The sequence below is a fragment of the Aquimarina sp. AD10 genome (assembly GCF_003443715.1).
Classification (GTDB): Bacteria; Bacteroidota; Bacteroidia; order Flavobacteriales; family Flavobacteriaceae; genus Aquimarina; species Aquimarina aggregata.
In genome coordinates this window covers 5556289-5572162 of the sequence record NZ_CP031965.1, presented here as the reverse complement: position 1 = coordinate 5572162, position 15874 = coordinate 5556289, and the positions used below count along the sequence as shown (strand labels likewise).

13 protein-coding genes are annotated in these 15874 nt (G+C 33.4%); 9 read left to right on the top strand and 4 right to left on the bottom strand.

Annotation, left to right across the window (positions count from 1 at the left end; translation table 11 throughout):
• Positions 1-89: 89 nt before the first annotated feature.
• Together D1816_RS23180 and D1816_RS23175 are read left to right on the top strand one after the other, a co-directional pair.
• A complete protein-coding gene (locus tag D1816_RS23180; protein WP_118505897.1) occupies positions 90-1265 on the top strand; it encodes a hypothetical protein in 1176 nt (391 codons plus the stop codon).
• 154 nt (positions 1266-1419) lie between these two features.
• Positions 1420-2952 carry an OmpP1/FadL family transporter gene (locus tag D1816_RS23175; RefSeq protein ID WP_066314162.1) on the top strand — a complete coding sequence of 511 codons (1533 nt, stop codon included), beginning with the start codon at positions 1420-1422 and terminating at the stop codon, positions 2950-2952.
• Between the two features lie 80 nt (positions 2953-3032).
• Here the strand turns inward: D1816_RS23175 and D1816_RS23170 are convergent, their stop codons facing one another.
• Positions 3033-4547: a T9SS type B sorting domain-containing protein gene (locus D1816_RS23170; RefSeq protein ID WP_118505896.1), complete on the bottom strand. Its 1515-nt coding sequence runs from the start codon at positions 4545-4547 to the stop codon at positions 3033-3035.
• Between the two features lie 220 nt (positions 4548-4767).
• Between D1816_RS23170 and folE the strand changes: the two genes are divergently transcribed.
• The 6 genes from folE (at position 4768) to D1816_RS23135 (ending at position 10969) form a co-directional block, all read left to right on the top strand.
• Positions 4768-5445, top strand: a complete 678-nt coding sequence (folE, locus tag D1816_RS23165; RefSeq protein WP_066314164.1) for a GTP cyclohydrolase I FolE — start codon at positions 4768-4770, stop codon at positions 5443-5445.
• 39 nt (positions 5446-5484) lie between these two features.
• On the top strand, positions 5485-6981 hold the full coding sequence (gene cysS, locus D1816_RS23160; protein WP_118505895.1) for a cysteine--tRNA ligase: 1497 nt from the start codon (positions 5485-5487) through the stop codon (positions 6979-6981).
• A gap of 23 nt (positions 6982-7004) precedes the next feature.
• Positions 7005-7262 (top strand): membrane protein insertion efficiency factor YidD, encoded by a 258-nt coding sequence (gene yidD / locus D1816_RS23155; RefSeq protein ID WP_066314168.1) that lies wholly within the window; start codon positions 7005-7007, stop codon positions 7260-7262.
• Positions 7263-7342: 80 nt separating this feature from the next.
• Complete coding sequence (lgt, locus tag D1816_RS23150; protein WP_066314170.1) at positions 7343-8275, top strand: prolipoprotein diacylglyceryl transferase; 933 nt, start codon at positions 7343-7345, stop codon at positions 8273-8275.
• A 711-nt stretch (positions 8276-8986) separates the two neighbouring features.
• Complete coding sequence (locus D1816_RS23140; RefSeq protein ID WP_199729950.1) at positions 8987-10147, top strand: glycoside hydrolase family 5 protein; 1161 nt, start codon at positions 8987-8989, stop codon at positions 10145-10147.
• A 216-nt stretch (positions 10148-10363) separates the two neighbouring features.
• On the top strand, positions 10364-10969 hold the full coding sequence (locus tag D1816_RS23135; protein ID WP_066314174.1) for a hypothetical protein: 606 nt from the start codon (positions 10364-10366) through the stop codon (positions 10967-10969).
• Between the two features lie 33 nt (positions 10970-11002).
• Here D1816_RS23135 and prfA read toward each other — a convergent pair whose 3' ends face one another.
• Together prfA and D1816_RS23125 are read right to left on the bottom strand one after the other, a co-directional pair.
• Positions 11003-12079 carry a peptide chain release factor 1 gene (prfA, locus tag D1816_RS23130; RefSeq protein ID WP_066314176.1) on the bottom strand — a complete coding sequence of 359 codons (1077 nt, stop codon included), beginning with the start codon at positions 12077-12079 and terminating at the stop codon, positions 11003-11005.
• Positions 12080-12189: 110 nt separating this feature from the next.
• A complete protein-coding gene (locus tag D1816_RS23125) occupies positions 12190-13443 on the bottom strand; it encodes a GAF domain-containing sensor histidine kinase (protein WP_118505892.1) in 1254 nt (417 codons plus the stop codon).
• 668 nt (positions 13444-14111) lie between these two features.
• Between D1816_RS23125 and D1816_RS23120 the strand changes: the two genes are divergently transcribed.
• On the top strand, positions 14112-14600 hold the full coding sequence (locus tag D1816_RS23120; protein WP_118505891.1) for a peptide-methionine (S)-S-oxide reductase: 489 nt from the start codon (positions 14112-14114) through the stop codon (positions 14598-14600).
• Here the strand turns inward: D1816_RS23120 and D1816_RS23115 are convergent, their stop codons facing one another.
• On the bottom strand, positions 14601-15779 hold the full coding sequence (locus D1816_RS23115; RefSeq protein ID WP_118505890.1) for an AIR synthase related protein: 1179 nt from the start codon (positions 15777-15779) through the stop codon (positions 14601-14603).
• Between the last annotated feature and the right edge of the window lie 95 nt (positions 15780-15874).

The window sequence follows — 15874 nt, the reverse complement described above, 5'->3', positions numbered from 1 at the left end:
TTGGCACAAATATTGTGACTATGTTAAATATAATTTTGTTAGCGCAAAACTAACTAAATTTGTAATGTTCAACAATAAAATAAGAAGATATGAGTCTTAAAAATTATTTTCAAAAAAACGGAGCCTTTGGTGTTTTACTTTTGGCTGGCTTATTAATGTTGACCTCATGTGGCTCATATGAATATGTACCTTATAATGATGGTATTTATGGTGAGGCTGCAAATCGCAGGAATATTGAAACCAAGCCTAATACGACACAAAAAAAATCAAATTACTATTCAAGCTACTTTTCTGAGAAGTCATCTCAAATTGACAATGCAATACAAGAAGAGGCTATTTTTACTGATGTAGATTCATACTCTAGTGAAGGTTATAATGCAGCAGATACAACTGCAACAGCACTTAATTATGAAGGAGGCAGACCTTCTTGGGGAAGTGATTATGATGAAATAACCGTAAATGTTGTTAATAACGGTGGATGGAACCGTCCTTTCTTAGGAGTTGGTTTTGGATTTAATGGATGGGGATGGAATGATTGGTACGGAGCAGGATGGGGAATTTATGACGGATGGGGATGGAATGGATTTTACGGACCCGGATGGGGAGGATGGGGCAACCCATATGCTTATGGTGGTTTTGGCTTCTACGGACCCGCTTTTTATGGCTATGGATACGGTCGTGGATTTTGGGGAAGAGGCTTTTATGGAAGAGGATTCTACGGAAGAGGTTTTTATGGAAGAAACCCATATGTAGCTTATAACCGTTTTAACAGAGGAAGAGATGCATACGCATACAACTCTAGAAGTCGAAATGGATATTACAACTCTAGATACAGCACAAGATCAAGAAATTCAAACTACGCTAATCGATCGAGAAACTCAAACTACAGCAGATCCAGAAACTCAAATTATAGCAGAGGAAGACAGGGTTACACTAACCGTAGAAGAGTATCTGCAGATGCTAGCAACAGAAGTAGAAGTGGATCTTACTCAAACAACAGGTCGGGAACATATAGCTCTCGTTCAAGATCATCAAACAATAATTACTCAAGATCTTCTGCGCCTAGAACCAATACGAGATCATACACTCCAAGATCTAGCTCTTCGTCAAGAAGTAGATCATACAACCCTTCTTCTGGTTCTTCTAGAAGTAGGAGTTCAGGATACTCAAGAAGCGGTTCTTCTAGAAGTAGCGGTTATTCACGTTCTGGAGGAAGTAGATCTTCTTCAAGAAGTAGTGGTAGCAGAAGTAGAGGAAGAAGATAAATAAAACTTTGGTAACACCTTACCTTATTTCCTAAGGTATTATTCTACAAAATATATTAATTCTATATCATCTAAATAGTTATTATGACAAACACAATAACTATTTAGATGAAGAAGAATTTCTTATGTCTATTTTAAATCAACACAGTAAAAAATGAAAAAGCTATTCTTATGCATAGGTATTTTGTCTATATCTTTTTTGAATGCTCAAGATATTAGTGATGTAATCCGATACTCTCAACAAGAAATAAGAGGAACTGCTCGTTATCGAGCTTTGAGTGGCGCTTTTGGTGCTCTTGGTGGTGATTTATCCGCCTTACATGTCAACCCAGCGGGGTCGGCTGTATTTTTAAATTCTCACGGAGCCATAACTCTATCATCTCAATCAATCAACAATGATGTTGTTTTTGGTAATGACCTAAATCCGTTTAACAATTTTCGGAACACAAGTTCTACAAACATCAATTTTAATCAATTAGGTGCCGTTTTTATTTACGACAATTACAATAGTGAATCTTCTGGTATTAATAAAATCTCATTAGGCTTAACATATGACCAAACAACAGACAACAAAGATGAATTTGTTGTACTGGGAACTACAAGAAATTCTATTGACGATTTATTTTTAGCAGATGCACAAGGTATTCAACTTGGGTTAATCACTCCAAGAGCTGGTGAAACAATTGATGGTTTATACGCTTTTTTAGGAGAAAATGAAGGAGTTAGAGCTCAACAAGCATTCTTAGGACACGAAACATTGATTATAGAGGCCAATGACTTAGATGATCCTACAGGAACAGGATACTCATCTAATATTGCATCTGGGGTTTTTGATCAAGATTATATCTATGAAAGCACTGGTTTAAATGGAAAGTTTACAGTAAACCTTGGCGCACAAATTGATCAAGATTTTTATGTTGGTGTTAATCTAAATTCTCATTTTATCAGTTATGATAGATTTACAGAATTCTTTGAAACAAATAATAACACCGGTAGCGCTATAAACGAAGTTCTTTTCACGAATAGATTATCTACTATTGGTGCTGGGTTTTCTGCACAAGTAGGAGCAATTGCCAAAGTAGCAAATATACTTCGATTAGGTGCTTCTTACGAATCTCCAACTTGGTACTCTATAGAAGAAGAAACCACACAACGATTAGAAACATTCAGTAACGCAAATGGAACAGCAATAGTAAACCCTGATGTGGTAAATATTTTTCCTGAATACACATTACGTACTCCTGCAAAATACACAGGTAGTGTTGCAATTCTATTTGGACAACAAGGCCTCATAAGCATGGATTATTCTTTTAAAGATTATAGCTCTTCTAGACTTAGCTCTGACAATAACAATGATTTTTCTAATTTAAATAGCTTTGTAGAAGACAACTTACAGAATGCTTATACGTTTAGAATTGGAAGCGAATGGAGAGATGGAAACTGGAGCTATAGAGGTGGTTATAGTTTTGAAAAGAGCCCTTACAAAAACACTTTGATTTTAGGCAATAAAAATGGATTCTCTGCTGGCTTCGGTTATGCTTTTGAGCAATTCAAATTTGACGTAGCTTATGACTACACACAACAAAAACGGAATGACCAACTTTATCCTGGCTCTGGATTTAGCAACTCTGTCTTAATAGAAAATTATACCGAGAACATAACACTTACAGCCTCTATGAATTTTTAATACGTAGAGACAAAAACATAAAACAAAAAAGCTGAAGGTATACCTTCAGCTTTTTTGTTTTATAGTTACGACTTTATCGTTTATCGTATTAAAGAAAAATTACCAGCAAACACCCTTCTGCGCATATTCGGATCTCTAGGCTCATTAAATTCTACTCTAAACCAATAATCTGATGATGGCATATTATTCCCATTATATGTACCGTCCCATCCTGGGCCTCCAGGTCTTAATTGCTTAAGCAGCTTACCATATCTATCAAATATATAAATCAAGGCAGTAGGTTGGTTTTCTATATTAACTAAACTCCAAGTATCATGAAAACCATCTCCATTTGGCGTAAAATACTTTGGGTATCCCAAGATCATAAAAACCTCAGACTCTCTTTCACTAGCAGGACAATCTCTATATCTAGCAGTAATTCGATAATCTCCTGGAGGAACTCCTGAAAAAACAGGACTAGACTGAAAAGGTCTAAATTCAAAAAAACCATTTCCTAAGTCCCTATCTAATCGATATTCAAAATCAAAATTCTCACCATTTATTGTGGGCGTAGCATCAAAGCCAGAGGCTATTGCCTCAGGAGAAGCAACAACACTTGCAGTAATAGTATACTCACCAGCAAAAGATTCTTCTGCAATATCAAATCCTACTGATGCTACAGCATCTGAGACATCTAAAACGACAAGGGCATCCGGAGAATCAACAACTTCTACTCCAGAAATATCAAAACCACTTAGTTGGTATACCCCTTCTGTATTTACCTCTAAAAATGGTACCGTAGCACCGGCTATATTTACAAAATTAGTACTTCCAAAATCAGCTCTGGCCCATTGATATGTTATAGCACCAGGAAATCTACCTTCAATAGTAACAGGAAATTCGCCACAAGTAGCTACATCTGGCCCTACTCCGGGATCAAGAATACTACAATCTGTAGTACCGGCATTGTCTTCATCCAAATTAGTTTGCTGTAATTGAATTACTCCTGCTTCATCAGAAAAATTAGTTATTAATATAAAGTAATATTCTCCTGATTGCGCATTAGGTATTGTTAACGTTTCAATAAACACATTATCTTCAGGGGTTCGTGCAAAACTACAATCTACAATATTTGTATTATCCTGATCCAATACATAATAGTCTGGATCATCAACATTATTAACACACTCTTCTGGGCGCAGACCTTCACCATCACCATTATTATCACAACCCATCGCCAAATCTTCACAATTTATAAACGAAGTGGGAAATGGTCCCCATGCAATAAAATCCACATCCAACTGTCGTTCTCCTCTGTCTAATCTACTATTACCATTACCATCAACCCATTGTTGTATATCAAAAATCAATTCTCCGGCTTGATCAATTCTAATAAAATACCACGAAGAATTACGAGTACTATTAAGGCATCCTAGCCCATTAAAGCTAATATCTTCTCCTGTAATATTAGGAAAAGTAAGTTCTTGTGCTGCATCTGAACAAAATGGTTGAGAAGACCTACAAGCAACATCAAAATCGAGTTGTGCAATTGCAGAAAAATTACTCAAACAGATAAAAACAACTAACGATAAAATTTTAGGTATAACTTTTGCCATATTTACATAACGTTAAAAATCCTACTTTTAATATGTAGATTTAAGATTTGGGATTTAAATATACAGAACTTCTTTAAAAAAACTAGTAAATCCAATTGTTTAACATAGCTTTTACCAAGTAAAACAACAAAATCGTATCTTTGCATCCCATAATATGGGAGTGATTAAAGATTACTTCCCATTTTTATTCAAAAAGAATAATAAATTTAAAAATTGACGTGTGAAAATTGACAAGGCCCTTGAAGCTATTGAAGCGCTAGGTGATAATCATGTAGCTACTAGCGCTACCACTCCTCTAAGAGAAGATGCCTTTAAACTTAGTGATAAAGAAAAAATCGCTCTAATCAAAGATGATGTAAAGCATATTTTAGAAACATTAGGACTGGATCTAACAGATGATAGTCTCAAAGGTACTCCGCAGCGTGTTGCCAAAATGTTTGTAAATGAAATTTTTTCTGGACTTCACCCTCAAAGAAAGCCAGATGCTTCTACATTTGAAAATAATTACAAATATGGCGAAATGCTTGTTGAGAAAAATATCACAGTATATTCAACTTGCGAGCATCATTTACTTCCTATTGTAGGTCGTGCACATGTAGCGTATATTTCTAACGGTACCGTAGTTGGTTTGTCTAAAATGAATCGTATTGTCGATTATTATGCCAAACGACCACAAGTACAAGAACGTATGACAATGCAAATTGTTCAGGACCTTCAAGTTGTGTTAGGCACAAAAGATGTAGCGTGTGTTATTGATGCCAAGCATTTATGCGTTAACTCAAGAGGCATTAGAGATATCGAAAGTAGTACTGTTACCAGTGAATTTGGTGGTAAGTTTAAAGAAGATGCGGTACGAAGAGAATTTCTGGACTACATTAAACTAGACACTACATTTTAAATCAATTTTACAACTAAAAATTCAGCATTAATTTAGATTATGGCAATAACTCCTTTGTACAAAACTGAAGAATTAAAAATTTATAATTCGATTTCTAGCCAAAAAGAGATTTTTACTCCTATTACAGACGGTAATATCGGCATGTATGTTTGTGGACCTACCGTTTACAGTAACGTACACCTTGGTAATTGTCGAACATTTATTTCTTTTGACATGGTGTTTAGATACTTAAAACATCTTGGGTACAAAGTAAGATACGTAAGAAATATTACGGATGCTGGCCATTTAGAAAACGATGCTGAAGAAGGAGAAGATAAAGTCGCAAAAAAAGCAAGACTTGAACAACTGGAACCTATGGAAATTGTACAGCGTTACACCTTAGATTTTCACCATGTAATGTCAAAATTCAATGCTATTGCACCAAGTATTGAACCTACTGCAACAGGGCATATCGTAGAACAAATAGAAATCATAAAAACCATTATTGATAATGGCTACGCTTATGAATCTAATGGTTCGGTATATTTTGATGTTCAGAAATTTAATGAAACAAATAATTACGGAAAATTAAGTGGTCGTAATCTTGAGGATATGATTGCCAATACTCGTGAGTTATCTGCCCAGAGTGATAAAAAAACTCCACAGGATTTTGCGCTTTGGAAAAAAGCAGAACCACAACATATTATGAGATGGCCTTCTCCTTGGAGCGATGGTTTTCCTGGTTGGCATCTTGAATGTACTGTTATGAGTACAAAATACCTTGGTGAACGTTTTGATATCCACGGCGGAGGAATGGATTTAAAATTTCCTCATCACGAATGTGAAATTGCTCAAGGTGAAGCAGCTTGTGGTCAAACACCCGTAAACTATTGGATGCATGCTAATATGCTTACGCTTAATGGCAAAAAAATGTCTAAGTCTACAGGGAACACCATATCCCCTGGAGAGCTTTTTTCTGGTAACAACACTTTTTTAGACAAACCTTTTGACCCTTCTATTGTTCGTTTTTTTATGATGCAAGCGCATTACAGAAGTATCCTGGATTTTTCTAACGATGCTTTAGAAGCTTCTGAAAAAGGGTTTTATAGATTAATGGATGCCATCAAAACAATAGAAACACTTAACCCTAGTCCTAAAACTGAAGGGTTTAATGTTTCTGAATGGAGAAAAGCATGTTATGAAGCTATGAATGATGATTTTAACAGTCCGATCCTAATTGCTAAATTATTTGATGCTGTTAAATTTATTAATACTGCTAAAGAAGATAAGGCTACAATCACTAAAGAAGATATAGAATTGCTAAGTCATACTATTCGAGGTTTCGTCTTTGATGTATTAGGGTTATTAAATATAAATGAAGCTGCAACAAACTCTGACGATAAACTTTCGGGTACCGTAGAGTTACTTATCAAACTTAGAGCAGAAGCAAGGGCAAATAAAGACTTTGCTACTAGTGATAAAATAAGAGACGAGCTTATAGCTATAGGAATCCAGCTTAAAGATAGTCGAGAAGGCACCACCTTTTCTGTAAATTAGATCGTTTTAGAGTTTAAAAGGCTATGAAAAAAGTTTTGATTTTTCCTTTTGTTCTATTGGTGAAATTATATCAAAATTTGATTTCACCCTTAACTCCGGCAACTTGCAGGTACCAACCCACTTGCTCTCATTATACTATTGAAGCTTTACAAAAACATGGCCTATTAAAAGGAGGTATTTTGGCTACTAAAAGAATATTTAGTTGTCATCCTTGGGGTGGTAAAGGGTACGACCCAGTCCCTGATATTAATGATAAAACTGTAAAAAAACAAGGAAACTAAAGAATGTATCAATGATAAAAGCATACTCTTTTATTTCCCATATAAATACCTATATTTACTTTCGAAAATAAATCGCACACATGATATTCTCAAAAATTATCTGGAACCCAATTGAAGGTATAGACCTTGGTTTTTTTGTAATCCGTTTTTATAGTCTAATGTTCGTTGTAGCCTTCTCGTTAGGATGGTTTCTGATGAAAAAAATATACATTAGAGAAAATCTATCTATGGAAAAGTTAGATTCTATTTTTATCTATGCGGTTGTGGCCACTCTTCTGGGAGCACGATTAGGGCATGTGTTTTTTTATGACTGGGATTATTATAGAAACAATCTTTTAGAAATTATTTTACCTATGCGATTTAAACCTAAATTTGAATTCATAGGATTTCAAGGGTTAGCTAGTCATGGTGCTGCAATTGGTGTTATTGTAGCTATGTATTATTATTCTAAAAACGTGATTCAAAAAAATATTCTATGGATATTAGATAGAATAGTAATACCTGTTGCTTTTGGAGCTATATTTGTTCGTTTAGGAAATTTCTTTAATTCTGAAATCATTGGTAATGAATCTGGAGATTCTGCTTTTGGAGTAAAATTTGTTAGAGAAGGATTAAGAAAATCTGAAGTTATTAAAGAAACAGGAATCAAAAATGTAAATGACGCATATAATGCTGTAGTAGAAAACCCTCAGTTTTCTGATTTATTAGACACTGTACCCTATCGACATCCTGCACAACTTTATGAGGCATTTGGTTATATATTCGTAGCATTCATTTTACTGTTCGTCTACTGGAAAACAGACAAACGCAACAATAGAGGTTTCCTTTTTGGCTTGTTTTTAATTCTACTTTGGACCGTACGCTTTTTTGTAGAATACGTTAAGAAAAGTCAAGGAGGTTTTGAAGACTCTTTAGGAGAAGCCTTATCCACTGGGCAATGGTTAAGTATACCTTTTATTATAGCAGGCATCTATTTTGTAGTAAGATCTTTTGGCAAGAAGAATGTTGCTTAAAATCGATTTGATTTATACTATACGATTTTATAGAAGTTGATCTTAATCAATTTATAAAAGAATTATCTAAGTAATAAAAAAACCTGTACAACTATACAGGTTTTTTCACTTTCAACAAACAATTATTTAACGAGTCAACTAACGCACAACACTATCCTATTTACATTAAATTAGTCTTTCTAAAATTCGCAGTTTACATTACATCAAGACCAAAAGTTTCTCTGATCTAAAAATCCCCAATAGCATCATCATAAATGGTCTCAAAAAGTTTTGTGATTCTCTCGAATCTACTGGTCTTGGATCATCATTCGTTCATAGTATTTCAAATTATTATAACCTTCAGATTTCATATACTACAAAAAATACTTGGTATTCTATACTCTTAAAATTTGGTCCCCTCATAAGTAAATAAAGTTTCAAAACTTAAAATTACAAGCTACTAAAAGCAAAACACCTTGAAACTTCTACATACTGCGTTTTACAAAATATGAATGCATAAAATACGTTTTAGAATAAAAAATCAATTTTTTTAGAGGAAATTAACCTGTATAATTGTTTTACTATTGAAGTGTTTTTAGCTTTTCGATATATTGAATCGCAAGTAAGCTATCTCTAAGCGATATAGCTTATTTAATCTTAACCAGATTAAACTCATTTCTAACATTACATTAACCGAGTATACGTATTATTAATATTATTAAACACAAAAACATGAGAATAGTAAAAGGTATAATAACTATTTTTCTAATTCTGGCAACAATGACTTCTTGCGAGTCTGATGCAGACACTCCCGATGGTGATTCAGGAACCACAGGTACGACTGGAACAACAGGTACGACTGGAACAACAGGTACGACTGGAACAACAGGTACAACTGGAACTACAGGTACGACTGGAACAACCGGAACCACAGGTACAACTGGAACTACAGGTACAACTGGAACAACAGGCGACACTGATGGCTCATCTGCAGTTGCAACTTTTGGTCTACTACAAGCCTCTGGAAATAGAATTGTTGATAAAAACAATAATGCGGTACAACTTAGAGGAATGTCCTTATTCTGGTCACAATGGATGGGACAATACTATACAAAAGAAGCTGTAAGCTGGTTAAAAAAGGACTGGAATTGTAATATTGTGAGAGCGGCTATGGGTGTAGAGGATAGTGATGGTTATCTTTCTAATAGAGCATTCGAAAAGCAAAAAGTATTTACTGTTATTGATGCTGCAATCCAAGAAGGAATTTATGTTATCGTAGATTGGCATAGTCACCATGCCGAAGACCATGTAGATGAGGCTAAAGCATTCTTTGCAGAAGTCGCACAAAAATATGGTAATCAACCTAATATTATTTACGAAATTTATAACGAACCATTACAAGCCCCATCATGGAAAGATGTTCTAAAGCCATATCATGAACAAGTAATTGCTGAGATTAGAAAACACGATCCTGATAACCTTGTTATTTGTGGTACACGTACATGGTCTCAAGATGTTGATGAAGTAATAGGAAATACTATAAATGATGTTAATGTGGCTTACACACTACACTACTATGCCTCTACTCATAAGCAATTTTTAAGAGACAAAGCTCAACGTGCTTTGGATGCTGGTATCCCTATCTTTGTTACAGAATATGGAACTACCGAGGCTACAGGTGACGGATTTATTGACACTAATGAAGCTCGAGCTTGGTGGGATTTTTTAGATAGAAATAAAATATCATGGTTAAACTGGTCCATCGCAGATAAACAAGAAGCTTCTGCAGCACTTAAACCCGGAGCAAGTGGTATGGGTGGTTGGTCTGAAAATCAGATAACCACTTCTGGTAAAATGGTTAGAGATGAACTAAAAGCTAAAAACCCTAAATAAAGAAACTCTCTATTTATTATATATTATTTTACAAATACCTTACACAATATATATTGTGTAAGGTATTTTATTTAAAATACATTTTAAAAACTATTTGATTTCAACAAACCAAGGAACATTCTCAAAATCAAACTGTTAATCATATTAATAAATCCACAAATCAAAAAATCATGATGGAATGAAATTTGATAACTCTTGTCTAAATAACGTTTCAAAATGATTAGATTTTTACCTTTTTATATTATTGTATTCCTTTATTCGATGAATGCCTTTACCCAAAAGCATTACTTATCAGGTTATGTAGTGCTACACTCAGGGGATACAATTCATGGTATTGTAAAAGATCGCACTCCAGAACCATTTGGTGATTTATTTGAGAGAATACATTTTAAAAGCAAGCAAACTGGAAAGAAAAGATATGGTGCTAAAGACATTAAATCTTATAAAGCGGGAAATAATGTATTCGAAAGTCATAGGATTGCTTTAAAATCTTTTAATCGTGGCAACTTCTTATTCAGAACACTTAATCGAAATGATGGAGAACGTGCATTTCTAAAAGTAATTAAAAAGGGTAAACTAAATTATTACAATAGAGAATTTAGAGATCCAGATTCGGGGTATTATGATTATCATTCCTATTACAGAAAGGAAGGAGAATATAAATTCTTTATTTTGTTATCAAGCATTTTTGGTTTCAATCATAAAGAGACTGCAGAATATTTAAAAGACTGCCCTTTAGTTTCTAAAAAAGTCCTAAATAAAGAGTTGAAAAATTTTATAACTATACAGGAATTGTATGAAAAAAAATGCAACTCAAAATAAATGAGTTGCATTTTTCTATAATTTATAAGGTACTTAGAAAACCTCGTTCGATTCTTTTAATTTTTCAGTATTAGCTACTAATTGAAGCTCATCTATAATCTTTTGGATATCTCCATCGATTATATTACTTAAATCATATAATGTTAATCCAATACGATGATCTGTAACCCTACCTTGCGGATAATTATATGTTCTAATTTTTGCAGAACGGTCACCAGAAGAAACCATACTTTTACGTTTCTCAGAGTCTGCTGCTTGTTTCTTTGCTAACTCCATCTCATACAAACGAGAACGTAATACCTTTAGTGCTTTTTCAAGGTTTTTATGCGATGATTTCTGATCCTGACAACTTACTATCATTCCTGTCGGCTCATGATGTAATTTAATTGCAGAATATGTTGTATTCACTGACTGTCCTCCTGGTCCTGTAGAAGTGGTACGCTCGATACGAACCTCTTGCATATCGAGTTCTATATCAAATTCTTCGGCTTCAGGCAATACCATTACAGTTGCGGCACTAGTATGCACTCTACCTTGGGTTTCCGTTTGCGGAACACGTTGAACACGGTGTACACCAGCTTCAAACTTTAAAATACCATAAACGTCTTCTCCATTTACTTCAAAAATGATTTCTTTGTATCCACCACTTGTTCCTTCATTAAGATCTACAACACTAGTACTCCATCCTCTACCTTCACAATACTTGGTATACATTCTAAATAAATCTCCCGCAAAAATACTAGCTTCATCCCCTCCCGTTCCAGCACGAATCTCTACTACACAATTTTTTGCATCTTCTGGATCTTTAGGCACAAGCATGTATCTAATTTTCTCTTCAAGAGCAGGTAATTCTTCTTTAGCTTCTTCTAATTGCATTTTAGCCATTTCCACCATCTCTTCATCACTTCCATCTGCAATGATTTCTTCAGCTTCTTTAATATTATTCGTAAGTTCAATATAGATTTCTCTTTCATCCATAATGGCTTTGAAATCTTTATATTCCTTATTAAGTCTTATGTATCTTTTTTGATCAGCAATAATATCTGGTTGAATGATTAAATCACTCACCTCATCAAATCTTTGCTTAACAATATTTAATTTATCAATCATAGTAAATGTATCCTAATCTGTAGAATTTACAAAAGTAAGCTTTTTTGTCTAAAGCTCATACCCGTTGCGATACTAATGACTTACTTCGACCTTTATGAATTTTGTAAAAATTACTTCTTTTGGATCGTATGTGGCTGTAATTCGTATTCGTTTTCTTGGAAAAGTTTAGCAATCGTGAATATAAATGTACTTCCTTCTCCTTCTTTAGAAAACACTTTAATTTCTCCTCCCAGGTTAGTTACAATTTTTTTAACCGTTGCCAAACCTATACCTGTCCCCATATTTCCGTCTTTATCAGCAACGCCTACCACAGAAAAAAGGTCAAAAATCTTATTCAAATATTCTTTTGGGATACCATCTCCGTTATCTGTAACAGAAAACTCATAAAAATCATCTTTTTCTTTAAGATCAATTTGAATAACAACACCATCAAAACCCTTATGATATTTTATCGCATTTGTGATAAGATTAATTAATATCTGCATAAGAGCTGATTTATTAACTATCAAATACTCTTTACAATTAGTACATTCAAAAGTCACATGACCTTCGGTATCTGTAATTTTTTTTAATTCTGTAATGATTTCATCAAAACTAATATTCTCGCTTTTGTTTTTTAACAGATCATCACTTTTATAAAATTTTAAAATCCCATCTATATAATCTCTTAGAGAATATGATGAACTTTTTAAATATTGTAAATATTGTAATGTTTCTTCATCAAGTTTACCTTTTCCATCATATTCGATTAGTTCTGTAATTGAAATAATATTAGCTAGCGGCGATTTAAGGTCATGAGATACAACACCTGCAAATTTTGTTAAATCTTCATTTCGCATTTGAAGTCGCTCTTGCGTTTCTAACAATTTAAGATTTTGATATCTATGTTCAAATAAGCTTACCACTTGCTTAGACATTGAAATTAAAGCCTGTTGTTGCTGATCGGTTAATTTCCTAGGTTTCGTATCATAAACACACAAAGTTCCCAACTTGTAACCATTTGAATCTATTAAAGGAGCTCCAGCATAAAAAATCGCATCATGTTTACTCACCAATGGGTTATCAAAAAATCGTTCATCTTTACGCGAATCTTCAATTATGGTTAAAGGGTCATCTGAATTTATGGCATGACCACAAAACGAAATTTCTCTTGGAGATTCACTCATCGAAATTCCATGATGTGATTTTATAAAGTTTCTATCTCCATCTAAAAGTGTTATTAGAGATATAGGTGTTTCACAAATATATGACATTAAAGATGTGATATTGTCATAACTTTCTTCTGGCAATGTATCTAATAGCTCATATTTCTCTACTGCAATCTGCCTTTGTTTTTCGTTATTTGGTAATTTGGGTGGTATCATAACAAACTAAAATAAAGTTCAATTTTGTTAGACGATAAATTCTGTTAAAAATAACAGTGTTATACCCTTATAAGTTACAAATTTATAATATCATTAAGAGTTTTAGTATGAATATATTACGAAGATTTCAAAAAAATATTCGTAATGTCATATTCTTTTCTCTTTAAATAAGAATCTAAGTGCAAAATCGAAGTAAAACAATGCTAACAACAAAAAAAAAAAGGTATTAAGAATTTAAAAAAACTATATTCAATATCAAAAATATGATGGTTGTTTCAAAAGAAAAAAGATTAGCTGTACATATCCAAGCCCTTGAAAATACCTATACAAAAAGCACTAAACTAAAATACAACTAGCTCTTATCAATTCTTTTTTGAGAATTATCTTCTTCTAAAAATTGTCTAGTTCATCTTTTTAGAATGTACCAAATAGGCAAAAAAACATTCCTCATATCAGAGAAATATATATATGACAAGCTATAAAATATAGCGATAACCGACATCTATTAAAATCTAATTACTAGGGTTCGATACACATATATCTTTAAGTATTTTTCCATTCAATTTTGAGTATATTTCACAGATCCTAATAAATTATATAAGATAATTTTGATGATCACTAGAAAACAAAGTGTTTGAATTTTAGATTATTTTCTGATCTTTATGGCGATGGATAGTTTTCAAAAAATAGGATTAGGTGGTGGGTGTCATTGGTGTACCGAAGCAGTTTTTCAATCTTTAAAAGGTGTTTCTAGAGTAGAACAAGGTTATATTAGGAGCACTGATGAGAACAATTATTTTTCTGAAGCTGTAATTGTGCATTACAACCCTAAAATTATAAGTACTCGGGATTTAATAGAAATTCACTTATACACACACAAAAGCACATCTAACCATAGTTTTAGAAAAAAGTATAGAAGTGCTATTTATTACTTTTCTTTATCAGAAAAACAACCCATAAAAAACATACTTGACTCATTGCAACTACTATTTGAATCACCACTAATAACTGAAGTATTAGCTTTTGATGAATTTAAACCATCAAGAGATGAGCTTCACAATTATTATTTAGAAAACCCTAAGAAACCCTTTTGCAAGCGCTACATAGACCCTAAATTAGATTTGCTAAGAAAAAAGTATAGCACGAATGTTAAATGATTAATATATGTAGGTACCAAATTCACTTTTGATAGTAAGTCTTTTCTCATTAGAAGCTTCTACTTTTCCTACTATTTGAGCATCTACATTAAAACTTTTTGAAATTGCTATAATATCATCTGCTATCTCTGGAGAAACATACAATTCCATTCTATGCCCCATATTAAAAACTTGATACATTTCTTTCCAATCTGTTCCTGAATTTTCTTGTATCAATTTAAACAAGGGAGGTACGTCAAAAAGATTATCTTTTATGATATGCAAGTTATCTACAAAATGTAAAATTTTAGTTTGTGCCCCACCACTGCAGTGAACCATACCATGAATAGTCTCGCTATTAAACTTTGACAATATTTTTTTAATAATTGGTGCATAGGTTCGCGTTGGAGACAACACTAGTTTACCTGCATCTATAGGTGCATCTTTAACAGCATCGGTAAGACTTGTTGCTCCAGAATAAACCAAATCAGCAGGTACTGAAGGATCAAAACTTTCTGGATACTTTTTAGCTAATGTTTTATGAAAAACATCATGACGTGCGGACGTTAATCCATTACTACCCATACCACCATTATAGGTTGTTTCATATGTGGCTTGTCCAGAGGATGACAATCCTACAATAACATCACCTTCTTTGATATTTGCGTTATCTATAACGTCTTCTCTTTTCATACGAGCAGTTACTGTAGAGTCTACAATTATAGTGCGCACCAAGTCACCTACATCTGCTGTCTCTCCTCCTGTAGAATGAATCTCTACACCAAAATTTTTCAGTTCTGCTAATAGTTCCTCGGTTCCATTAATAATTGCAGAAATAACTTCTCCTGGAATAAGATTTTTATTTCTACCTATAGTAGACGATAACATAATATTATCTGTAGCGCCAATACATAATAGATCATCTATATTCATGATCAATGCATCTTGTGCAATACCTTTCCAGACAGAAAGGTCTCCTGTTTCTTTCCAGTACATATATGCCAAAGAAGATTTAGTACCTGCACCATCTGCATGCATAATAAGACAATATGCTTCATCATTTGTAAGATAATCAGGAACTATTTTACAAAATGCCTTCGGAAAAAGCCCTTTATCAATATTTTTAATTGCACTATGTACATCTTCTTTGGATGCAGAAACACCACGTTGTGCATAACGCTTACTTACGTCTTGACTCATTTTACCAGAAATTAAAGCGCAAAGATAATTTAATTAACGTGATTTACGAATAAGATAGAATGAATTAATAACAACCATTTATTGCTATATAACTC